The 22,463-nt window shown below is 57.6% G+C and carries 22 protein-coding genes and 1 riboswitch; of the genes, 11 read left to right on the plus strand and 11 right to left on the minus strand.

What is annotated here, in order from left to right:
* Positions 1–56 precede the first annotated feature (56 nt).
* Positions 57–704 carry a futalosine hydrolase gene (locus ABEV74_RS04900; RefSeq protein WP_145977216.1) on the plus strand — a complete coding sequence of 216 codons (648 nt, stop codon included), beginning with the start codon at positions 57–59 and terminating at the stop codon, positions 702–704.
* Positions 701–1,579 (plus strand): 1,4-dihydroxy-6-naphtoate synthase, encoded by an 879-nt coding sequence (locus ABEV74_RS04905; RefSeq protein WP_430143842.1) that lies wholly within the window; start codon positions 701–703, stop codon positions 1,577–1,579. The genes ABEV74_RS04900 and ABEV74_RS04905 overlap by 4 nt, the downstream gene beginning before the upstream one ends.
* A 176-nt stretch (positions 1,580–1,755) precedes the next feature.
* On the opposite strand, the gene ABEV74_RS04910 is transcribed toward ABEV74_RS04905, so the two are convergent.
* From ABEV74_RS04910 to ABEV74_RS04930, 5 genes are all read right to left on the minus strand, one after another.
* Positions 1,756–2,436 (minus strand): DUF4166 domain-containing protein, encoded by a 681-nt coding sequence (locus ABEV74_RS04910; RefSeq protein WP_430143845.1) that lies wholly within the window; start codon positions 2,434–2,436, stop codon positions 1,756–1,758.
* Positions 2,433–3,203, minus strand: a complete 771-nt coding sequence (locus ABEV74_RS04915; RefSeq protein WP_430143847.1) for a hypothetical protein — start codon at positions 3,201–3,203, stop codon at positions 2,433–2,435. Before ABEV74_RS04915 ends, ABEV74_RS04910 begins: the two co-directional genes overlap by 4 nt.
* A gap of 20 nt (positions 3,204–3,223) precedes the next feature.
* Positions 3,224–3,634: a thiol-disulfide oxidoreductase DCC family protein gene (locus ABEV74_RS04920; protein ID WP_430143850.1), complete on the minus strand. Its 411-nt coding sequence runs from the start codon at positions 3,632–3,634 to the stop codon at positions 3,224–3,226.
* 145 nt (positions 3,635–3,779) lie between these two features.
* Positions 3,780–4,409, minus strand: coding sequence for a response regulator transcription factor (locus ABEV74_RS04925; protein ID WP_430143946.1), 630 nt, complete (start codon positions 4,407–4,409; stop codon positions 3,780–3,782).
* A gap of 26 nt (positions 4,410–4,435) precedes the next feature.
* On the minus strand, positions 4,436–5,797 hold the full coding sequence (locus tag ABEV74_RS04930) for a sensor histidine kinase (RefSeq protein WP_430143853.1): 1,362 nt from the start codon (positions 5,795–5,797) through the stop codon (positions 4,436–4,438).
* A gap of 228 nt (positions 5,798–6,025) precedes the next feature.
* Here ABEV74_RS04930 and ABEV74_RS04935 point away from each other — a divergent pair, with 228 nt between their 5' ends.
* Entirely contained in the window at positions 6,026–6,820 is a 795-nt protein-coding gene (locus ABEV74_RS04935) for a M55 family metallopeptidase (protein WP_430143856.1), read from the plus strand.
* Between the two features lie 88 nt (positions 6,821–6,908).
* Here the strand turns inward: ABEV74_RS04935 and def are convergent, their stop codons facing one another.
* The 4 genes from def to ABEV74_RS04955 all read right to left on the minus strand — a co-directional run bounded on the left by def (position 6,909) and on the right by ABEV74_RS04955 (position 10,405).
* On the minus strand, positions 6,909–7,433 hold the full coding sequence (def, locus tag ABEV74_RS04940) for a peptide deformylase (protein WP_430143859.1): 525 nt from the start codon (positions 7,431–7,433) through the stop codon (positions 6,909–6,911).
* A 189-nt stretch (positions 7,434–7,622) separates the two neighbouring features.
* Positions 7,623–8,552, minus strand: a complete 930-nt coding sequence (locus tag ABEV74_RS04945; protein WP_430143862.1) for a M15 family metallopeptidase — start codon at positions 8,550–8,552, stop codon at positions 7,623–7,625.
* A gap of 203 nt (positions 8,553–8,755) precedes the next feature.
* Positions 8,756–9,934 (minus strand): NAD(P)/FAD-dependent oxidoreductase, encoded by a 1,179-nt coding sequence (locus ABEV74_RS04950; RefSeq protein ID WP_430143864.1) that lies wholly within the window; start codon positions 9,932–9,934, stop codon positions 8,756–8,758.
* Between the two features lie 39 nt (positions 9,935–9,973).
* Positions 9,974–10,405, minus strand: a complete 432-nt coding sequence (locus ABEV74_RS04955) for a DUF1641 domain-containing protein (protein ID WP_062493167.1) — start codon at positions 10,403–10,405, stop codon at positions 9,974–9,976.
* A 360-nt stretch (positions 10,406–10,765) separates the two neighbouring features.
* Here ABEV74_RS04955 and ABEV74_RS04960 point away from each other — a divergent pair, with 360 nt between their 5' ends.
* Positions 10,766–11,422 carry an FMN-dependent NADH-azoreductase gene (locus ABEV74_RS04960; RefSeq protein WP_430143867.1) on the plus strand — a complete coding sequence of 219 codons (657 nt, stop codon included), beginning with the start codon at positions 10,766–10,768 and terminating at the stop codon, positions 11,420–11,422.
* Positions 11,423–11,680: 258 nt separating this feature from the next.
* Positions 11,681–11,886: riboswitch (cobalamin riboswitch) on the plus strand.
* Between the two features lie 141 nt (positions 11,887–12,027).
* Positions 12,028–14,325 (plus strand): 5-methyltetrahydropteroyltriglutamate--homocysteine S-methyltransferase, encoded by a 2,298-nt coding sequence (gene metE / locus ABEV74_RS04965; protein WP_430143870.1) that lies wholly within the window; start codon positions 12,028–12,030, stop codon positions 14,323–14,325.
* Positions 14,326–14,437: 112 nt separating this feature from the next.
* Here metE and ABEV74_RS04970 read toward each other — a convergent pair whose 3' ends face one another.
* The gene (locus ABEV74_RS04970) at positions 14,438–15,673 is read right to left on the minus strand and encodes a cation:proton antiporter (RefSeq protein WP_062493164.1); all 1,236 of its coding nucleotides are present in this window, start codon (positions 15,671–15,673) and stop codon (positions 14,438–14,440) included.
* Between the two features lie 2 nt (positions 15,674–15,675).
* Positions 15,676–16,170, minus strand: coding sequence for a cation:proton antiporter regulatory subunit (locus ABEV74_RS04975; RefSeq protein ID WP_062493163.1), 495 nt, complete (start codon positions 16,168–16,170; stop codon positions 15,676–15,678).
* 265 nt (positions 16,171–16,435) lie between these two features.
* Here ABEV74_RS04975 and ABEV74_RS04980 point away from each other — a divergent pair, with 265 nt between their 5' ends.
* The 6 genes from ABEV74_RS04980 (at position 16,436) to ABEV74_RS05005 (ending at position 22,339) form a co-directional block, all read left to right on the plus strand.
* Positions 16,436–17,278: a metallophosphoesterase family protein gene (locus tag ABEV74_RS04980; RefSeq protein WP_430143873.1), complete on the plus strand. Its 843-nt coding sequence runs from the start codon at positions 16,436–16,438 to the stop codon at positions 17,276–17,278.
* 12 nt (positions 17,279–17,290) lie between these two features.
* Positions 17,291–17,884, plus strand: coding sequence for a glycerol-3-phosphate responsive antiterminator (locus ABEV74_RS04985; protein WP_430143876.1), 594 nt, complete (start codon positions 17,291–17,293; stop codon positions 17,882–17,884).
* Positions 17,885–18,078: 194 nt separating this feature from the next.
* Complete coding sequence (locus ABEV74_RS04990) at positions 18,079–19,410, plus strand: ABC transporter substrate-binding protein (protein ID WP_430143879.1); 1,332 nt, start codon at positions 18,079–18,081, stop codon at positions 19,408–19,410.
* A 50-nt stretch (positions 19,411–19,460) separates the two neighbouring features.
* Entirely contained in the window at positions 19,461–20,525 is a 1,065-nt protein-coding gene (locus ABEV74_RS04995; RefSeq protein ID WP_430143881.1) for an ABC transporter ATP-binding protein, read from the plus strand.
* Position 20,526: 1 nt separating this feature from the next.
* Positions 20,527–21,399: a carbohydrate ABC transporter permease gene (locus tag ABEV74_RS05000; RefSeq protein WP_430143884.1), complete on the plus strand. Its 873-nt coding sequence runs from the start codon at positions 20,527–20,529 to the stop codon at positions 21,397–21,399.
* A 103-nt stretch (positions 21,400–21,502) separates the two neighbouring features.
* The gene (locus ABEV74_RS05005; RefSeq protein ID WP_430143949.1) at positions 21,503–22,339 is read left to right on the plus strand and encodes a carbohydrate ABC transporter permease; all 837 of its coding nucleotides are present in this window, start codon (positions 21,503–21,505) and stop codon (positions 22,337–22,339) included.
* Positions 22,340–22,463 lie beyond the last annotated feature (124 nt).

Here is a 22,463-nt window from a genome sequence, read left to right on the forward strand (position 1 = left end):
AGAGACAAGCTATGTTTGCAAGATACGACCATTCCGCCGGGAAAGGGGAACCTCCGATGAAGCGCATTTTGATTGCCGTATCGGTGGAAGCGGAACGGGAGGCGGTGCTGCGCGGAGCCGGCCGCGATCCCCGATTCGACGTCCGCATAACCGGAGCGGGCAGCGCTTTGGCCGCCGCCCGGACAGCGCAGCTGCTGGCCGGCGGCGGGTACGGCCTGGCCGTGTCCGCCGGCATTGCCGGCGGATTTCCCGGCAAAGCCGCGATCGGGAGCGTCGTGGTCGCCGACGCGATCGTTGCCGCCGATTTCGGGGCGGAGACGGCGGACGGCGGCTTTCTGCCGGTGGACGAGCTCGGATTCGGCAGCGCGCGGATCGGAGCGGACCGTCAGGTGGCGGAGCGAATCGCCGCCGCCATCGCTTCGGCCGGTATTGCGGCGGCGGTCGGTACGGTTCTGACCGTCGCGACGGCGACCGGCACGGCGGAGACTGCCGCGAAGCTGGCGGCGCGTTACCCGGAAGCCGCGGCGGAAGGGATGGAAGGGTTCGGCGTCGCGACCGCCGCAGCGGCGTTCGGCGTGCCGGCGCTGGAGCTGCGGGCCGTATCCAATGCTGTCGGTCCGCGCGACCGGAGCGCCTGGCGAATCGGCGAAGCGCTCGCGGCGCTGGAGAAGGCGAGCGCGATTTTACCGGAGGTGTTGACATGAAGATCGCATATTCCCCGTGTCCGAACGACACGTTCGTCTTTCACGCATGGGCGCACGGGCTTGTTCCCGGAGCGCCGCAGCTTGAAGTTACGTATGCGGATATCGACATTACGAACGGGCTGGCCGCCAGCGGCAACGGCCCCGATGTTCTGAAAATTTCATACGCGGCGCTGCCGTGGGTATTGTCGGAATATGCGCTGCTGCCTTGCGGCGGGGCGCTCGGCCGGGGCTGCGGCCCGCTCGTGCTGGCGGCCGATCCCGGTATGGCGGCGTCGGGCGGCGCCGCCCTGTCCGGGAAGCGGGTCGCCGTGCCGAGCGAGCGCTCGACCGCGTATTTGCTGTTCCGACTGTGGGCATCGCAGCGCGTTCCGGGCGGCGTCGGCGAAATCGTCGTCATGCCGTTTCACGACATTATGCCGGCCGTGCGGGACGGCATCGTCGACGCCGGCCTGGTCATCCACGAGGCCCGGTTCACGTATCCGTCTTACGGTCTCAGCCTGGTCGCCGATATGGGGAGCTGGTGGGAAGAGGATACGGGGCTGCCGATTCCGCTCGGCGCCATCATCGCCCGCAGGACGCTGGATCTGGCGGCGATCGCCGGATGGATTCGGGCTTCGGTCGAATATGCATGGGCGCATCCGGATGCCTCCATGTCCTATGTGATGGAGCATGCCCAGGAGATGTCGCCCGATGTCGCCAAGGCGCATATCGACTTGTACGTCAACGATTTCACCGCCGATCTGGGCGAGCAAGGATACGGGGCGGTCCGAGCTTTGCTCGGCCGGGCGGCACGTGAAGGGCTGGTTCCGGCTTTTGACCCGGCATTGCTCGAATGGAAGGGTGAAGCGATGCCGGGCCGCCAAGGGAGGAACTAGCGCGTCAACCCCTTCGCGCCGGAACGGGATACGATCAGTCTAACGACAAAACCTCCAGAGCTGTCTGCTTCTGCCGGATAGCGCTGGAGGTTTTGTATGCAGGTTGAGTGATCGGCTTCCGGCATGACGTAGTAATGTAATGCATGCATGATAGCTGCAGCCGCCGCTTCCCGTATTCATTCCCGCCGCTCTTCGCGCACCGGCCGTGCGTCAAGCGGAATCCATTCGGGCTTCAGCGGGAAATACTCGACCTCGAAGACGCCGCTATACCCGAATATCCGGCCGATCCATCTGTTACGGACATCGACGTCGATACGGTATTGGCCGCTCTTGTCGTCGTACCATTCGCACACTTCGGCGATGCCGGAGAAGGCGAGGGGAAACCGGAACTGCAGCCATTTCTCGTAAAAACGCTGCTCGCCGGACCTGATCCGGATACCGCCGTTGTCGGCGACGCCGATATCGAGATCAACGGCCAAATGCTGATGGGTTCCCATGTAGTCGACGATGCATCCCCGCTGCTCGCTGAATATCATCGTCGCATCGAAGCGGCGAATGCGGTTTGGAAATCGGAACGTGCGAATCCAGGCAACGGTTTCACGGCCGAATTTGTCCCGGTAAGCGTAATTTTCGATCGCAAACGGAATTTGTTTTCCGCCTTGCGGAAACATGAGGTGGCGGCTCGCGCCGGCGTGCAGGAACGGAAACGCAACCTGCTTCGCATACCACATCCGGGTCATGACGCCGCGGCCGACGGCAGCCGTTTCCGTCTGGCTGTGCAGCGAGAATCGCTGCCGGATGCGCGGATGGAGGCGTGAAAAGTCGGACCCGAGCGCGATTTCGTAGATCGATTTCATCGGTCTCCTCCTTCGTACCGCAGCCGGGCCGCCGTGACGGCGCCGGAATCCGAACGGAGGCAATTCGCAGCCCGCGGACGCCTGCGGCCGCTCTTCCATGCGGCGAAGAAGCAGCCGCCCAAGGCGGCGTTCAGAGCGGCCGGTACGACGATTCCGTTTAACAGCTCGGGCTTGAATAGGAGGGCGCCGAGCTGAAAGCCGACGAACAGCCCAATCGACAGGACGGAGACGCAAAACCGCAGGCTGTTGCGTACGGATACCGCGGGCGCAATGCCGTACTCCAACCATATCCGCAAGCAATCGAAGCTCCAGGCCGTCGCCCAGCCGATAAGAGGGCGGAACACGAGCTTGTCAAACAGCTTTCCGGCCAGTCCGAACCGGGTCTCGTACCGGTATTTCGTCACAAACCGGATGCCGCCCGGCACGGGCGTATATTTCCAATAACCGCTTCCGCGGCGAATGAGCGACAGCGGCTGATCCGACCAAAATTCCAATACGGACTTCCGTTCGCCTCCGCGACCGGCGATGCCGCCTTTCGTCGCGCCGCAACCGCTAATGCGCAGTCCGAAACCGATGCGCGTCGTATACCGAAACCGCTGCCTCGGATCGTCTTCCTCTTTGGGCAAATACGTAATGCTTGAAAAGCGCAAATCCCATTGCTCGTGCTGTTCCGGCCGCTGCGTACAAAACCAGAGCCGCTCCATGTCCGTCCGGATAACGGTCTCGACATATACCGGCTGCCGCCGGAGCCAAACCGCTTCTGCCATCGTCGTTCCTCCTTTATGCGTTACGGCAAAAACCGCTCCCGATCGCGCTCGCGATCGGGCATAAAGCAGGACGAACGCTGTCCGAACCAGCGGTAACGGTTGCGCGCGACCCAGTCGTAGACCCGGTCGCGGATCGGCCGCGGGACGGCGGCGAATACGCGAAGCAATCGCCACCCTCCCGTTAAACGGGAGCAAACGTACAGCGCCGCATCCGATTTCGTGCGGCATGTCGCCCCGTGAACGACGACGAACGAGTTATAGCGGTCTGTCGGCAGTTGGCAGCGGCTGAGCAGCATCCGTCCGGTCTCCGATTGCAGGGAGGCGAACCGGAAATGCCGCTTGGGATCGCGCGGAATGACGAATTGCACGATGCCGCTGCACAGGTTGCACATGCCGTCGAACAGAATGACGGCGGTCGAGTTGTCCTCCACGGCGTATCCCTCCGTTTCTGGCCGATCAAAAGCCGCCCGATCGCGAACGGAAGCAGCGTGATCGTCCTGCTTGCCATTCATTGTATCACGCGGCCGGCTTCCCGTTCAGTTCTAATTTTTATAGTACGGCATGCGGACTATTTTCTTATTTTCTGAACAACCCTTTTCGGCGCACCTTTTGAACCGCTTCCTTGCTGCTTTTGACGCCAAGCTTCTTCAATATTTTGTTGACCTGATTTTTGATCGTGCTTTCGGATTTGTATAGCTTGCGCTCGATTTGCGCCTGCGTGTAGCCTTGCCCGATCAGCTCCAAAACCTCGCGTTCCGCGGGAGTCAGCGGCTTCAGCTGCTCCTCCCGCTTCAGCCGGGCGAACTCCTTCAGCAGCACTTCCATCGGGTAGGCATGATGATAGACGCTGCGAATCGCCTGGGGCAGCTGCCGATAATCGCTTTTCGGCACGTAATGGATCGCGCCGGCGGTGAACGAATCGCGGATGATGCTTTCGTCCTGAAGCGATGTGAGCATAATGATTTTCGCCTGCGGACGAAGCTCGGCAATATCCGCCGCCGCATAGATGCCGTCCAGCCGGTCTCCGGACAGATGAATGTCCATCAGGACGACGTCGAAATCCGCCGTTTGCGCCAGCTCGATCGCATCCGCAGCGTTCGCGGCGGTGCCTGTCAGCACAAAGTCCGGCTCGCGGCCGAGGAAGGCGGACATCGCCGTCACCCAGTCCGGATCGTCCTCTACGAGAATGAGCCGAATCGGCGCCATATCCGTTTGTTCGTTTGGCTGGCGGGTCATCGTTTTCCTCCTGATTTTCGGGAATTTGTTCCCGTATGATAAGGAAAAAGCAACGTAACGGTCGTGCCTTCGCCCGGGCGGCTATCGATGTCGATAGAGCCGCCGCTCTTCGCCATTACGTTATAGCAGTACGACAGGCCGAGGCCGAAGTTGCCGCTGCTGCCTTTGGACGAATAGAACGGTTCAAAGACCCGTCCGAGACGATCCTTCGGAATACCGGGCCCGTTGTCGCGAATGACCGCTTCGGCGTACTTCCGGCGCCGGGACAGACGGATTTCCACCCGACCGCCGGGATGAAGCGCTTCGATCGCATTGACCAGCACGTTGTTCAATACTTCCAGAACATGAACCTTGTCGCAGCGCAGCGCGATCTCCCGCTCTCCGCCTATTGTGACGATAATGCCGCGCTCTTCGATTAGCGGCCGCAGACGCTCGACGCATTCGCGAATGAGAGCGGACAGCTCGTTGTCTGTCTCGCGCAGCACGATATGCTGCGCCTGCAGATGAATGCGTTCGACCATCGCTTGCATATGATCCGCCGCTCTGGCGATGATCCGCAAATTTTCCTTCACTTGCGGAGGAGCGTCCGTCAAAGCAGCTTGCAGATTGTCGGTGCTGATGGCAATTTTGCCGATTTCGTTTTTGATCGTATGGTTCAGCATCGCCGTTCCCGAACTGATTGCTTTCATCGTCGAGTCCAGCTGCTCCCTTTCCAGCCGCACCCGCAGCCCCAGCACGCTGTTTGCAAAGGAAAACAGCACCCCGGCAATAAGGGAATAGCCGATAAATACCGATACATAGCCGAAAAAGGGGAACGACGGATCGAACGCCCGCGCGATATTGATGAAGACCAGGATGGCTAGCAAAGTGGGCGCAATCAGAATGAACGTAATGAACCGGCTTTTGCGCTTGTCCCGGTCCGTGTCGTTCCGCCAGGAATAGAACAGCATGGCGCAGGCGAACAAGTAATACGGACCGACCCACAACAGCAGAACGGTGAAGTCGAGACGGAGCGCCGGGCCGGTCGGCGTGAGCAGAAATGTCGCGACGACGGGCAGCAGCAGCGCATACGTCAGAAGCTTGCGGGCGCCGCCGCCGAACACGCCCGAATAGGCGACCGCGAACATGACGACGCCGTAGGGCGTCAACGTATGGTTGGCGATTTCCAGCCATTGCTCAAGCCGAAGCAGCCAACCTTCCGGATAGCCGGGCAATACGGAATCGCGGATCGTATAGGCGAGTCCGCCGATGCCGGCGCTGAACAGAAAGAATGCCGCCCAACGGTTGGCGCCGCTTCGCGGATTGACCGTGAGCAGGACGATAGCCGCGGCCGACAGCGCAATAAAATAATAGAGCATTGGACCATCCCGGATCGAAAGTTTTACACGTTCGCAATAAAGCTTTGTACAAGTATAGTCAATATTCGATACGCTGTAAAGGAGGCCCGGCTTGGGGGACGGCAAAGGAAAAAGCGAGATTTCGGAGGATAACTCCGTCCGTTATATTAAAAATGACGATAGATTCCAGTCGAACGGGCGGCTATAATGAAGCTGTAACGGCGGAACAAAGGAGAGGAGAACAGGCCGATGAAGTATTATGTCAGCGTCGATATGGAAGGCATCGCCGGCGTCGTATTGCGGGAGCAACTGCTGCGCGGCGAGCCGCTGTACGAAGAAGCGAGACGGTTGTTGACATTGGAGGCGAATGCGGTCACGGAGGCGCTGCTAGAAGCGGGGGCGAGCCGGGTCGTGGTCAAGGACGCGCACGGCAGCGGCTTTAATTTCATCCCCGAGCTGCTGCATCCCGGCGCCGAATATGTCATGGGAGCGACGCGCGTGGAACGTCGTTTTCCCGGGATCGACAGCACCTTCGACGGCGTGCTGCTGATCGGCTATCATGCAATGGGAGGGACGATGGAAGCGGTGCGGGATCATACGATGACGTCCCAGGGCTGGCAATCGCTCAGGCTGAACGGCCGCCCGATCGGGGAAATCGGACTGGACGCGTTATGGTTCGGGATGTACGGCGTTCCCGTCGTCTTCGTATCGGGGGACGACAAGACGTGCAAGGAAGCGCAGGCCGAGCTGCCGGGCGTCGCGACCTATGCGACGAAAACGGCGACCGGACGCCATGCTGCGCTCTTGAAAGCGCCACAGCGCGTGCGCGCCGAGCTGAAGGAGGCCGTCGCAGCGGCCGTTCGCCAGCCGGTCAAACCGGCGCCGCTGCGGCTGCCGGGACCGTACGAACTGACGATCCGCTTCCTGCATACGGAGCAGGCGGATGCACGGCGATTCGACGGCGAACGGGCGGTGCGAACGGACGGCGTGACGGGCGTCTACCGCGGGGACGATCTGATCGAACTGCTCGCGATGGCGTTCTAGACTTATCCTGAATGCAAGTCGGGCATCTTCTCGCCGACGCTGCAGCGGAACGTTGGAGACCGGGTTTCCGGCTGCAAGTTGTCCCGATTCATCCGGGTGTTTGGGCATGGCTCAGTTTTAGCGCATGCAGCACGCTTATTTTATGCTGCGTTTGTTCGTGATACAAATAATCGCCGATGACGCGGTCGATGAACAGAATGCCGTTCAAATGATCGATCTCGTGCTGCATGCAGACCGCCTTATAGTCTTCGGCTTCCAGTATGTGCGGCTCTCCGTTCCGGTCGAATGTTCTGACCTTCACATACTTGGCACGTTCCACCAAGCCGGTATACCCGGGGAACGACAGGCACGCTTCCGGACCCGTTTGCGAGCCGCGCGCTTCGATAATTTCCGGATTGATCAGCTCGATCAATCCGTCTCCGCAGTCCATCACTACGATGCGCCGAAGAATGCCGATTTGCGGCGCGGCCAGGCCGGCCCGCCCTTCGGCCGCATACAAAGTATCGGCCATGTCGTCCAGCCATTTGAACAGTTTGGCATTGAATTCCGCCACAGGCTTCGCCGTTTTTCGAAGTATCGGTTCCCCGAAGGGCAGTATCGTTTTTTCCACCATAGCGGCGTTCACCTCGCTTCAGGTTATGCGCCCCGTTTTGGCCGGTCCGGTCACGATGGCAACCTGTTAACCGGATTTGAAGAGAGAACGTATAAAGAGGGGCAGGGAGGAGAAAAATAGAGAAAGATCCGATGATAGAATCGGTTAATGCAAGCGCATGTTTCCATGACGGGAACATGCGCTTGTCAGTTACTTTCCGGAAACCGGTACGGCCTGGTAATACTCTTCCAACGTAATGTTACGCTCGGCGATTTCTTTCGCGATCTCGATTCCGACATAGCGAATATGCCACGGCTCATATTTGTATCCGGTAATGTCCTCTTTCCCTTCCGGGTAACGGATAATAAAGCCGTATTCGGCCGCATGCTCCGCCAGCCATTCGGCCTCGGGCGTGCCGGCGAAACAATCCTGGGCCGCACAGCGGCCGTCGCTTCCGGAGACGTCGATCGACAAGCCGGTCTGGTGCTCGCTCGTTCCGGGCAACGCGCTGTACGTGCGTGCCTTCTCCTCGCCGTCCCGTTTGACATAGCTTTCGAACAGCTCTTTTTGCCGTTCGTACGAACGGTATCCGGACACGCCGGCAAGCTCGATGCCGTCTTCCTTCGCACCCGCGAACAATTTCTCCAGCGCTTCCGCGGCTTCTTTGCGAAGCTTGCGCTTGTCGACCTTCTCGCTGAAAATAAACGGAACGTCGGGATATACGAGGTCTTCCGGCTCGTAATTTTCCGGCAGCGTATACTGCTTGTTAATCAGTACGGCTAAGCTGTCCGGATTCGCAACCACCATCAAATCGCCGATTTTGCCCGCCGTCTCCTGAACCGGCCCTTCCCGTTCCGGCGGCGAGTTCGGCTTATCTACCGGCGGCTTCTCCGCGTCCGGCTTATCCGTACCGGGATGCTCCTGCGCCGCGTTCTCCCGCTCCGGCGGTTCCGGCGCCGCGTCCGCCGGCTTCGACGGTTCGTTCTCCGTCGTATCGTCGGCGTCTGCGGCCGGATCATTCGGCTGCGTCTGCTCCGATCCGACGTTATGGCTGCCGGAAAGTCCGGAGAGGAGGCTGCCGCACCCAGCGGACAACATGACCAAACTGGTGAACAAAAATAAAATAAGGCCTTTTTTCAACGCTCATCATTCTCCTTGTTCGACGTAGCCATACCAAAAGTGTAACATCATTCCGGGAGGAACACCATGCTGACAAGTATAGCATCCTGTTATTTCGATTTCATGCCGCAACAATTTCAAACTTGTTTCCGGCCGACAGCGAAAAAAGAAGGCGGAAAAAACCGGCCATAGCAGCCGGTTTTTCCCGCCTTCGCAGGACCGCTTTAATATACAAGCGAGAAGAGACCGTTAATATGGGACAAATAGCGGATATTGCTCGCTTCTTTCATCAGCGATGCCGGGAGGCCTTTCAGCTTCGTCTGGTTGCCGCCGATCGTGCCGATCGCGTCTTTGCGGCCGAGGCTCGCAAGGGTGCCGGAGAAGACCGGCTTGAAAGCTTTCAACGGACCGCCTTTATATGCGGCGAATACGTTGTAGCCGACCGTTTCGCCCATTTGCCACGCGATTTGCGCGCTGGGCGGATAAGGACGGCCTTCCGGACTCATGACGACAGCGCTGTCTCCGGCGAGGAATACGTCCGGATGCGAGGTCGACTGCAAATATTCGTTGACCGTTGCGCGTCCGCGAACCGTTTCGATGCCCGAATTGGCGACAACCGGGGAACCGGTTACGCCGCCGGTCCAGACGAGCGTGTTCGCTTCGATTTTCGTGCCGTCTTTCAGAATGACGTTGTTGCCTTGCACTTCCGTAACGGCGACCCCGGTCAAAATGCGGACGCCGCGTTTTTCCAGGCTCGTCTTGGCGCGTTCCACCAGATCCGGCGTAAATCCGGCCAAAATGGAAGGAGCCGCTTCGACGCAGTAGAGCGTAATATCGTTGAAATCGACGCCTTTTTTCTCGCACCAGGAAGGGAGCATGTCCGTCAGTTCGCCGATCAATTCAATGCCGGACAGGCCGCCGCCGCCGATGACGATCGTCGCGTCGGCTTTATTTTTCGACTGTGCGTATGCGTCGATGCGGGCTTCGACATGCGCGCGAATGCGGTTGGCGTCTTCGACCGATTTCAGGGTGAAGCTGTTTTCTTCGAGCCCCGGAATGCCGAAAAACGCCGTTTCGCTGCCCAGCGCGATAACGAGGGTATCGTAGCTGATCGAAGCGCCGTTCGCAAGCGACACTTGCTTCTGGTCCAGGGCGATCTTTTCGACCGTATTGATGCGGATATCGACATCTTTGCCGCGCAGCAGCTTCTCGAGCGGCAGCGCGACGTTGCCTTCGTTCAGGCCGCCGACGGCCAGACGGTGCAGTTCCGTCACAATTTGATGAAACGGAGTCTTGTTGACAAGGGTGATCTGTGCTTCTTCTGCTGAAAGATATTTGCGTGCGGTCAGCGCAGTCAGCAGCCCGCCATAGCCGCCGCCCAGTATTACAATGTGCTTTGACATGCTGATCCTCCTGTTCTGGATATCAAATACGGTACGGGATTAACGCTGCTTTTGACGTTCCGCCGACACATCCAGGAACGCCTGGATAAAGCGGAGCGTTTTTTGTACTTGCGGATCTTTCAACATTTTCAACAAGCCGAACAGTCCGATCGTCGCCGACTCCGTCTGCACGCGTTCGTTTGCCTCGATTGCCGCTGCGGCAACGCCTTTCACTTTCTCCTGAATCGGTTTGACGAATTCTCCGATTCCGCCTTTCAAATCTTCGATGAGGATGCGGTCCGTCGCCACCGACTGGGCAAAGTCGTACGCTTTCGTCAGCAGCGTGACCATCTCCGCCAGCTTGGGCAAATTTTCCACCAGCTCGGAGAGCGATCGTTGAACTTCGGGCTTCATCAACTGGTCGAGAATATCCGTCTCCACGCGGCCAGTCGAAGCTTCGTGTTCCACTTCTTGCGACAATGTTTCTGCCATGATGCAAAAAGCCTCCCTTGTCTGCGACATATTGTTGTGCCGGAACGGTAATGACTCCGCCTTCGAATAGATGTGAATAATTTCACAAAAAACGCAGGATTGGTACCGGTCCGAATTTATCTACCTTCATATTCTAGTCCTTTTGCCGGCGAACTGCAAAACTTTTTTTAAGTCTGGAAACAACTTTTTAACCGGAAACGGAAGGATAGGGGAAAAAAAGTCCGAATGCCGGTCCATTTTACTATAAAGAAGAAAGAGGTGGAGGAAACGGGTAAAACTTGTTGGCTAAAAGTTACTTGAATTATTATAGGGACTAAATTATAATGTGCAATGTGGCGTCCGAGCCCGAAGCGGTGTCACATGCATACAACTAGAGGAGGTTGCATACCCAACATGTCCAAGGTATTATTCGTCAAAGCAAATGACCGCCCTGCGGAACAATCGGTTAGCGTCCAAATGTACGAGACTTTTCTGAAAACGTATCGGGAAGCTCATCCGGACGATCAGATTACCGAACTCGATCTTTATAAATTGAATCTTCCGTACTACGGCAACACGGCCATTACGGCGCTTTACAAACGGAGCCAATCGCTCGAGTTGACTGCCGAGGAGCAGGAGATTGCGGATACAATCGATTTTTATCTGAATCAGTTTCTGGAATCCGACAAGGTCGTGATCGCGTTCCCGCTGTGGAATTATACGGTTCCGGCGCCGCTCGTCACGTATATCTCCTATTTGGCGCAAGCCGGCAAAACGTTCAAATATACCGCCGAAGGTCCGGTCGGACTGGCGGGCGACAAGAAAACCGTTCTGCTCAGCGCGCGCGGCGGCGACTATTCGAATGAATTGATGGCCGCCCATGAATCGGCCAGCCGCTTCGTCAACAGCGCGATCGGCTTGTGGGGTATCCGGCCCGAGGAAATTGTCATCGAAGGCCATAATCAATTCCCCGATCGGGCGCAGCAAATTATCGAAGATGGTTTGCGTCGGACGGCCGAAGCGGCAGCGCGATTCTGATCGCTGCGGGCTTGAGGCTCTTTCGGAATATGTTTCGTGTTCCGGAAGAGTCTTTTTTTTAAATGCGGAATGCTGCTCCATGGTGTATAGTAGCATCAGGATGGCAAAAGGCGCAGACGGACGACACGCGCGCAATATTATGGTGCGTCTGCATCCCCGCCATTATTCACAAAAAGTTCGAAAGTCCCGTTTATTTCACGAAAACGCTGGACAACCGGATTAAATGCATGTATTCTTAGATGTACACTTTGAATGAACAATTTCATAACGGGAACAGGTGCGTACCGCCGCCAATCAGGTGACCGGTATGCTTAAAAGGGAAGTTCGGTGCAAACCCGACGCGGTCCCGCCACTGTAACGGAAGAGTCGTCGCGAGACAGCCACTGGCTGGAGCTTTTAGCCGGGAAGGTCGCGATAGATGTTGACGCCGGAGCCAGGAGACCTGCCTGTTTCGACAACACTGCATGTACCTACGGGTGATAGGGAGGTGTTAGGCGATCGTCTGGAATGAGCCAGGCGTCTTTCCCTATACCTATTGACGGGGAAAGACGCCTTTTTTTCGTTGTGACAAGAGAGGCCGAACAGAGGAAGGATGGGAGAAACAGATGAAGACGGAACTGATCATCAGCAATTTGGGTTACCCGAGAATCGGGGAAAACCGCGAGTGGAAGAAAGCGCTCGAGTCGTTCTGGGCGGGCAAGCTTGAGGAAGAAGCGTTCCGGGCGGAAATGGACCGGATACAGCTCGAGCTGTTGAAGGTTCAGCAGGCGAAGGGCGTCGACCTGATCCCGGTAGGCGACTTTACGCTGTACGATCATATGCTCGATATGGCCGTCATGTTCGGCGTAGTGCCCGAACGATACCGGCACGAGGGGGGGCCTGTACCGCTTTCGGTCTATTTTGCGATGGCCAGGGGCAACGCGCAGGCGACGGCTTGCGAAATGACGAAATGGTTCAATACAAATTACCATTACATCGTGCCCGAAATCGGCGGCATCGTGCCGCGTCTGACCGTGAACAAACCGCTGGAAGCGTACCGTTTTGCCAAAAATCGCGCAGGCATCGAGGGCAAGCCTGTCGTCGTCGGTTTATTCACGTTTCTGAAGCTGTCCAAAGGCTTCGAGGCCGGACGTCTGGCGGAAAAAATCGAACAATTTCTCCCGGTGTACATTCAGATGCTGACCGAGCTGGAGCGGGAAGGCGTCCAATGGGTGCAAATCGACGAGCCGTACCTTGCGACGAACGTCACCGCAGACGAGTGGAAGCTTGTGGAGCATCTATATCGCCGCATTCGCGAGCAAACGGCCGGTCTTCGGATTATGCTGCAAACCTACTTTGAAGGTGTCGATAATTTTGAGAAAATCACGTCGCTTTCCGTCGACGGCATCGGTCTCGATTTTGTTCACGACGGCGGCAAAAACGCCAAAGCGCTCGAACAATTCGGATGGCCGGAAGATAAAGTGCTGGGCGCCGGCCTGATCGACGGCCGCAACATATGGCGGGCGGATCTCGATGCGAAGCTGGAGGCGATCCGGCGCATAGCGGCCGTTGTTCCGCTTGAGCGATTGATTCTCCAGCCGTCGTGCAGCTTGCTGCACGTTCCCGTCAGCACGAGAGCGGAGAGCGGGCTTGACCCCGTCGTGCGCGGAGCGCTCGCATTCGCCGAGGAGAAGCTGGACGAACTGCGCATTCTGCGCGCCGCAGTCCGGCAAGGCGAGCAGGCGGTGGAAGCCGAGCTTGCAGCTAGCCGCGAAGCGCTGAACGCATTCCGCCTTCTGCCGGAGCGAAACCGGGAGGACGTCGCCAGCGGTTTGCGTCAATTGGCGGATATCCCGGATTCCCGCAATCGGCCGTTCTCCGAACGGTTCGAGCTGCAGCGGAACAAATGGCAGCTTCCGCCGCTGCCGACGACGACGATCGGCAGCTTCCCGCAGACGCCGGAAGTGCGGCAGGCGCGGCTGAAGTGGCGGCGGGGCGAATGGAACGATGCGCAGTACGAAGCGTTTATGAAAGAGCAAATTGAGGCATGTATCCGGCTGCAGGAGAAAATCGGAATCGACGTGCTGGTTCACGGCGAATTCGAACGGACGGATATGGTCGAATATTTCGGCGAGAAGCTGGACGGCTTCGTCTTTACCCGGAACGGTTGGGTGCAATCGTACGGTTCGCGCTGCGTCAAGCCGCCGGTTATTTACGCCGACGTCGCATTCGTACAGCCGATGACGGTGAAGGAAAGCGTATATGCGCAGTCGCTGACGGATCGTCCGGTGAAAGGCATGCTGACGGGGCCGATTACGATATTGAACTGGTCGTTCGTACGCGACGATCTGAGCCGCGAGCAGGTGGCGAACCAGATCGCCTTGGCGCTCCGGCAAGAAGTGCTCGCGCTGGAGAAAGCCGGCATCGAGATGATCCAGGTCGACGAGCCGGCTTTGCGCGAAGGCTTGCCGCTCAAGCAGGAGGATCAGGACGCCTATCTGCAATGGGCCGTCAAAGCGTTCCGCCTCGCTACGTCGGGGGTAAAGGATACGACGCAAATTCATACGCATATGTGCTATTGCGAGTTCCACGATATGATTGACGCCATCCGTTCTCTCGATGCCGACGTCATCTCGATCGAATCGTCGAGAAGCCACGGCGAGCTCATCTCCAGCTTCGAACAGCACGATTACGACCACGGCATCGGCCTCGGCGTTTACGACATCCACAGCCCGCGCGTGCCTAGCGTCGAAGAGATGTCCGACATGATCGACCGCGCGCTCCGGGTGCTTCGTCCCGAATTGTTCTGGATTAACCCGGACTGCGGGTTGAAAACGCGCGGCCTGGCCGAAACGGTTCCGGCGCTGCGCAATATGGTTCAAGCGGCTCAAGCGGCAAGAGCCCAACATTTCCAACGCGCGTAAATCGTAAATCCAGGCGAATTGCAAACATCCTGCGGCTGTCCGTCAACAGGGCGGCCGCAGGATGTTGGTGTTTAACAACATTAAATATAAATGAAGCGAATTGTTTTCGATATTAATCTTCTTCTTTCTCGTTTTCCTTTCGTTTGAACAGACTTGTTTGCCGGATTTTATCCGATACCGTCCGACTGTACTGGTGAATCCTCTTCGATTCTTTGGTCAGCAGCGGACCGAGGACGGCGAGCAGCAGCACGTACAGAACGGCGAAGGATTGGATAGCCGGCATCAAACCTCCGGCTTTGCCGATATTGGCCATAATGATCGAAAACTCCCCGCGGGAGACGAGCGTCAGTCCGACATTAAGCGAGGCGCGAGACGAATTGCCCGACAGGCGGCCGGCGATGAAGCCTGCCGCGAGGTTGGCGAGCAAGGTAAGGATGACCGCGAGCACGGCCATGCCTACGGCGCCGCCCAGCGTGGACGGCTGGATGGTCAGGCCGAAGCCGAAGAAGAAGATGGCGCCGAAGAAGTCCCGGAACGGGACGACCAGGCTTTCGATTCGCTTCACATGGGCGGATTCGCCCAGCACGAGACCGATCATCAAGGCGCCGATCGCTTCGGCGACATGAAGCGTCTCCGAGAAACCGGCGACAAGAAACAACATCGTCATGACGAGGAGTAAAAACAGTTCGCTAGAAGGAACGCGCAGCGCGAGATCGAAATATTTGACCAGCTTGCGCCCGATTATGAGGAAGCACAGAATAAACAGCAGCGCGGACGCCGAAACGAGCAACACGCCGCCGACAGATGTCGCGCCGCTCAGCACAAGACCGGACAGGATCGAGATGTGAACGGCAATGAACAGATCGTCGAACATGATCATGCCCATAATCAGTTCCGTTTCGGGATTGGCCGTCCGCTTCAGATCGACCAGCACTTTGGCGACGATCGCCGTCGACGAGCTGGTCATAATGCCGCATACGACAAGCGTCTCCTTGAGCGGCAAATCCATGAACCAGCCCATGAGCAGTCCGGAAATAAAATTAAGCGCCACATAGAACAGTCCGCCGGCCAGTATCGCTTTTCCGGATTTGAGCAGGCGTGCGACGGAAAATTCCAGTCCGAGATAAAACAGCAGAAACAGGATGCCGAGGCGCCCCATAAAGTCGATGACATCCGAGCTTTCGATAAACCGCAAGTCGATGATCCAAAAATGGGGAGCGTGAGGGCCGACGGCCATTCCGATCAAAATATAGAACGGAATGACCGAAAACCGGAGCTTGGCGGAAAGCAATCCTACGATGCTGATCAGCGCCAGGGCGAGCCCGACCTCGAAAATGATCATGTCCATCGCTATTCACTTCCGTTCTGCAGCAGCATTTTCAACTTATGCAGGTTCATTCGCTCCCCCGCTACAATGGCCGTCGTTCCGCCGGTCAGGATATGATGCGGACCGGGATTGATAATCGCGGCTTTGTTTTTCTCCACGATCGCGATAATGATCGCGCCTGTTTTGCGGCGAATATCGAGCTCGCCGATCGGCCGGCCGACGCAGCCGCAACTCGCGTCGAGGCGTATCCATTCGATGACGAGATCGTCGAGCACCATCTCGAGCTGCTCCAGCGCTTTCGGCTTGTAGGTGATGCCGGCAAGGATGGCCGATATCATCCGCGCTTCATCGTCGTCGAACGTCACGGTTGACAAAATGTCGTCGGGGTCGTCAGGGTCCATGTGATAGATTTCGCGGCGTTCGTCATTGTGAATAATGATGACGAGCCGTTCACCGCTGCGGGTGTGCAGCTCGTATTTCCGGCCGATTCCGGGCAAATCCGATTCTCTAAGGTTCATCGTATATCTCACCTCCCAAGTACGGAATGTGCGCTTCGAAGAGCAAGCAGTTCGGATTTCTCATCCCGATTCCCTCCCTATAGAAATATAAGGCCTCTGCGATCCGAGACCTTACCGCTATTGTACCAGATTCGGTAAGGAAGTCCAGCAAGGCGGGCCGGCGCGCGCAATTTTACAAAATCTACTGCCCGATTTAACGATCCCGCAACAAACGGCTGTTACAATGAGAACGCAAGCAAAATCGTGAAACGGGAGGAACGGGAAAATGCGGCTGATGTTGATGGGCGATCTGCATTATCATGACGTCGATCCGGCAGTGCCGGGGTGGGCGGAAGCGCGCGACGCTTTTTATGAGAAGCTGCTGGGTTATTTTCTCGAAACCGATGCGGATCTCCATATTTCACTGGGGGATTTGACGAACAGCGGTTCCGAATCGGAGCTTCGGGACGTATATGCGCTTCTGCGCCGGAAAGAACGGACGTTCGTGCATGTGCTGGGCAACCACGATCTGTACGTTCAGCCGAGAGCGGACGTGTTGCGCTTGACGGGCGGCAGGCGGTACCATGCGATCGAAACGGACGAAGCGGTGCTTCTGTTTCTGGATACGGCCCGGGAGATGGAACCGGAAAACTGGGGCGGCTGGATCGACGAAGAACAGCTGCAATGGTTTGAAGAGAAAGTCCGCACATCGGCATCCAGACCGCTGCTCGTCTTCGCCCATCATCCGGTGCATCGGACGACCGCCAGATCGGAAGTGGATAAAGGCTCGATCCATCCCGATATCGAGATGTGGCGAATATTGCGCCAGAAACAGGGAAGCGGCGTTTATTTCAACGGCCATACCCATGTCGATTCGATCGTGCGGCAACAGGGTTGGACGTTCGTGCAGCTGTCCGCCTGCCTCGATCAACCCGGATTCCGGATTGTCGACATCGGCGATCGCGAGATTCGCATTCGAGCCGTCGATTGTCCGGATGCGGACCTGTTCGGCCGTGCGCAGGTGCTGCACCGGCATATGCCGCGCTTCAGGCACAACCCGGACGCCCGCGGTCAGGAGGCGGACCGCGAAGCGACCGTGCCGCTCATGGCGGCCGGCCTGCCGCGTTAAGGGGCCGCATCCATGTCGAAGACGGCGCTCGAAGCCTTTATCCGGGGGCTGCATGCGCGCCCGATGATCGCTTCGGTCAAAGAAGCGAAGCATATCGAAATCGCGCTGGCCTATCGCGAGAAGCTGGGCGGCGTATTTCTGCTGACCGGTCATATCGGCGTCGTGAGAAACTACGTCGAGCTTTACAAGTCGCACCGGCTGCCGGTATTTCTGCATCTGGAAAAGATTGGCGGGTTGAGCACCGATTATTACGGCCTGGACTACCTGGCCAAGACGGTCAAGCCGGACGGGATCGTGACGACGAAAACGAACGTCGTGAAGACGGCCAAAAAAATGGGCCTCATCGCCATCCAGCGTTTTTTTCTCGTCGATACGGAAGGGTTGGACAATATCGCGAACAGTCTGAGCAATGCCGAGCCGGACATCGTCGAAGTGATGCCCGCCCGAATTCCCGAAGCGCTGCGCCGGGTCCAAGCGCTGACGCCGCTGCCGGTCGTGGCCGGCGGGCTGCTGTTCGACCGGGACCAGGCGCTGGAATGCCTCGGCAACGGAGCGACCGCCGTCTCTTCTTCCAAACCGGAATTATGGCGGCATACGTTCAAATAATCTTATCATTCCGTTGACACGGCATTAACAGTTCGTCGCTATGATTGGGATAAGCATTGACAAGTAAATACATTCGGTTGGAGCGATGGAGAAACCTGATGAAGCCGCGGTCCCTTGAAGACCTGGCGGCCGGATTCGGGTTTCTTTTTTTGCTGCATCAGACAATGTCCCTATTCGAAACGGAGGTATGGAAGATGGTAAAGAGGATTGCATTGCAGGCGCTTGTCATCGCGCTGGCGGTCGCGACGGCGGCATGCGGCTCGAACGGAAACGGCGGCAGCGCGGCAGGGACGGGCGGAGCCACGTCCGGTACGACTGCAGCGGCAGGATCATCGGACAAAAAAATAACGATCAAGTACTGGTATGCGTTCGGCGACAAGATCGAGGAGGCGAAGCGTCATCTGGTGGAACAGTTCAACGCGTCGCAGGACCGGATCGAAGTCGTTGCGGAGCATCAAGGCAATTATGACGATCTGCATGCCAAAGTTCAGGCCGCCTTCGCGGCAGGCAACGCCCCTGCCGTTACGGATCTCGAAATCGCCTCGACCGGCGTATTCGCCAGATCGGGCATGCTGCAGGAATTGACCGCTTTCGCGGATCGGGACAAGGAGAAGGTGAAGCTCGACGATTTCATTCCGGGACTGATGGGCAACGCCTATGTGGACGGCAAGCTGTACGGCCTTCCTTTTATGCGGAGCACGCCGATCATGTACAAAAACGCCACGATGCTGAAGGAAGCGGGACTCGATCCGGAAGGGCCGAAAACATGGGATGAGCTGGAGCAGTATGCGCGAGTACTCAAGGAGCATGGAAAGACCGCCATGACGATGCCGGTCGATATCTGGTTCTATGAAGCGCTCGTCGCGCAAAGCGGCGGCACGGTGCTGTCCGAGGACGGCAAGTCGGCCGCGTTTCAATCGCCCGAAGGCGTCGCGCCGGTCGAATTTTGGCAGCGGCTGGCCAAGGAAGGGCTGCTGAAAATTCCCGTCGGCGACGAAGCCGGTGCGACTGCGGACAAAGATTGGGCGAATCAGCTGTCGGCCTTCAAGTTCGGATCGACCGCGGGCGTATCCGGCAGCCTGGAAATCGCCAAAGGCAACGGATTTGAGCTCGCCGCATCGTTCATGCCGGCCAACAAAAGCTACGGCGTGCCGACAGGCGGCTGTCAGCTCGTCATGACCTCCAAGCTGAGCGACGAGGAGAAGGAAGCGGCATGGGAATTCATCATGTTTATGACGTCCACGGAAAATACGATTTATCAGCACAAGCACGTCGGATATTTGCCGACCCGTTTGACCGCTATCGAGAGCGAAGAGCTGCAGACTCACTTCAAGGAATTCCCGCAGTACAAGGTGGCCGTTGACCAGCTTGAATACGCAAGACCGCGTCCGATGGAGAACGCCTATCCGGAAGTGACCAAAATTATGAAAGAAGCGATCGAGAAAGCCATTCTCGATCCGAACGCAAATCCGCAGGATATTATGAACGAAGCGGCTAAAAAGGCGAACAAGCTGCTCGCCAAGTAATGCGGACGGCGGCAGAATTTTTCATAATCCAAAGGGGAGGTTGCTGACGGATGGCGAAGATCGAGCTGCTGGGCATCGAAAAGACATTCAAGGACGAAACGGTAATCCGCAATTTGAACCTGACGATCAGGGACGGGTCGTTCACTGTGCTTGTCGGTCCGTCGGGCTGCGGCAAGTCGACGACGCTGCGCATGATCGCCGGGCTTGAGAAGCAGACCGCCGGCGAAATCTGGATCGGCGGAACGTGCGTGAACGATGTGCCTCCGGGCAAGCGAAACGTCGCCATGGTGTTTCAAAATTACGCCTTGTATCCGACGATGACCGTTCGCGGCAATATCGAATTCGGGCTGAAAAACCGGGGCATGCCGGGCAAGGAACGGCAGTCGCTCGTCCATGACATCTCCGAAATCGTCGGTCTTGCGCCCTATCTGGACAAGAAACCGCAGCAGCTGTCGGGCGGACAGCGCCAGCGGGTCGCGTTGGCCCGCGCCATGGTGAAGCAGCCGCAGGTGTTCATCCTGGACGAGCCGCTCTCCAATCTGGACGCCAAGCTGCGCAACCAGATGCGCACGGAGCTGATCCAGCTGCACAAGCGGCTCGGCACGACGTTCGTCTATGTGACGCATGACCAGGTGGAGGCGATGTCGATGGGTGATGAAATCGTGGTGATGGATAGAGGCGTCATCCAGCAGGCGGATATCCCCTCGAAGCTGTACCACGACCCTGCGAATCTGTTCACCGCCCAATTTATCGGCACGCCGGCGATGAATATCATCGACATCCGCGACGCGTACGGACTCGAGCTGGAAAACGGAGAAGGGGTAAGTTATGTCGGCTTCCGTCCGGAACAGGCGCTGATCGGAAAATCCATCGAAGGCTTCCGCCTGGAAGGGGAAATTGTGACCCGCGAAAGTCTCGGGGCGGAGAACGTGTACCAGATCAGGTCCCGTTCCTGCACCTTTTTCGCCAAGACGTACCTGGAGCCGCTCTTGACCGAAGCGTCCGCCACAGTCGCCGTGCCGTACGAGCAGCTGTACTTTTTCGGACCGAACGGGGAGCGCCGGCGCGGCGTGCGAACGCTCGCGAAGCGGCTCGCGACGGCCGGAGGCGTGTGACATGACGATTTGGTACAAGCTTCGTCCGTACGGAATGGTTGCGCCGGCGATTGTCATTTTCACGATGTTTTTCCTTTATCCGATCTTTTACATGATCTACTTGAGCCTGTTCGACTGGAACTTCGTCAGCCCGACCAAAACGTTCGTCGGTCTGGCGAATTTCCGGGACTTGCTGACCGATTCCGATTTCATGAAGGTGCTGTCCAATACGACGATTTATACGCTTCTCACCGTCACGCTTACGACAATTCTGGCGCTGCTGCTCGCGTTGTGGCTCAACCGGAAAAGCCTTTTTCACGGTTTTGTGCAAGGCGCGATCTTCAGCCCCCATATCATTTCGCTCGTCTCGATCTCGCTGCTGTGGAGTTGGCTGATGGACCCCGAATACGGACTGCTGAACTGGATCATCGGCCTGTTCGGATTCGGGCCGCTGCAATGGCTGTCGCATCCGGGCACGTCGCTGGTGTCGCTCGTCATCGTCGCGGTATGGAAAGGGCTCGGCTACAATACGCTCGTTTTTATCGCCGGCTTGCAGAGCATTCCGGACGATATCTACGAAGCGGCGGCGCTCGACGAGTCGAAGCCGTGGACGACGTTCGCGAAGCTGACGCTGCCCATGCTGTCGCCGACGATTTTCTTCCTCGTTATCATCAATCTGATCGGGTCGTTCCAGGTATTCGAGACGATCGCCATTATGACGCAGGGCGGTCCGGTCAATTCGACCAATACGCTTGTCTATTATATTTACGAGAACGGGTTCCGGTTTTTCAAAATCGGCTACGCCTCGGCCGCCGGCGTCATTTTGCTCGTCATTGTCGGAGCTTTGACGATCGTGTACTTCAGGCTGCTGGCGCGGCGCATTCACTACCGGTAGAAGGGAGGAAACGAATGTGAATCAAGCGAATCGCACGATTGGCGCGGGCGGAGCGGAGGCGGTCATCGGCCGTCAGACGGCGGTGCGCGCAAGCTGGAGGCGAATCGGCTGGCGGAGAGCGCTTCGGCTTTGTCTGCGGGCGGCGAACGTACTGGCCCTGCTCGCGCTCGTGCTCGTCTTCGCAATGCCGTTCTTCTGGATGCTCTCGACCTCGCTCAAGACGTTGCCGGAGACGATGATCTTTCCGCCGGAATGGATTCCTTCCCGGCCGGTGTGGGAAAACTTCAGCACCGCATGGAATACCGGACCGTTCCTGAAATATTTCGTAAACAGCGTCGTCGTCGCCGTCGGCATTCTCATCCTGCAGATGCTGACGATCGTTCCGGCCTCTTACGCTTTTGCCCGTTACCGGTTTGCCGGGGCTAAGCTGCTGTTTTCAATCGTCATGGTGACGCTGATGATTCCGGCCCAGCTCATCTTTTTGCCCGTCTATCTGGAGCTGAGCGCCCTGAAGCTGCTGAACACGCATCTCGGCCTCATTTTGCCGTTCGCCTCCAGCGCATTCGGCATTTTCCTGCTGCGGCAGGCGTTCATGCAGGTGCCGGAAGAGCTGCTCGAGGCGGCGCGGCTCGACCAGGCGAGTGAATGGAAAATTATCGTGCGGCTGATGGTGCCGCTCGCCAAGCCGGTGCTCGTCACGTTTACGCTGTTCAGCTTTATCGCGCACTGGAACGACTACTTCTGGCCGCTCGTCATGACGACGAACGAGACCGCCCGCACGCTGCCGCTCGGCATCGCGAAAATCCGCGAAGTCGAGGGCGTGGCGACCTGGAACGTGCTGATGGCCGGCAATCTCATCCTTGTCGCGCCGATTCTCGTCGTCTTTTTCTTCTCGCAACGGCATATTATCCGGGCGTTCGTCTATAACGGAGTGAAGTGATACCGGTATATGCCAATAGCGGGCCGCGGGTCTTTTGATGACCGTCGGCCCGCTTTTATTTGTGTCGACCGGACATTCGTTTACAGACACTGGAAAATTCGTTATGATGGTATGAATCTGACGA

Origin of the sequence: Paenibacillus cisolokensis (genome assembly GCF_050481165.1) — a bacterium.
Taxonomy (GTDB): domain Bacteria; phylum Bacillota; class Bacilli; order Paenibacillales; family Paenibacillaceae; genus Paenibacillus_AH; species Paenibacillus_AH cisolokensis.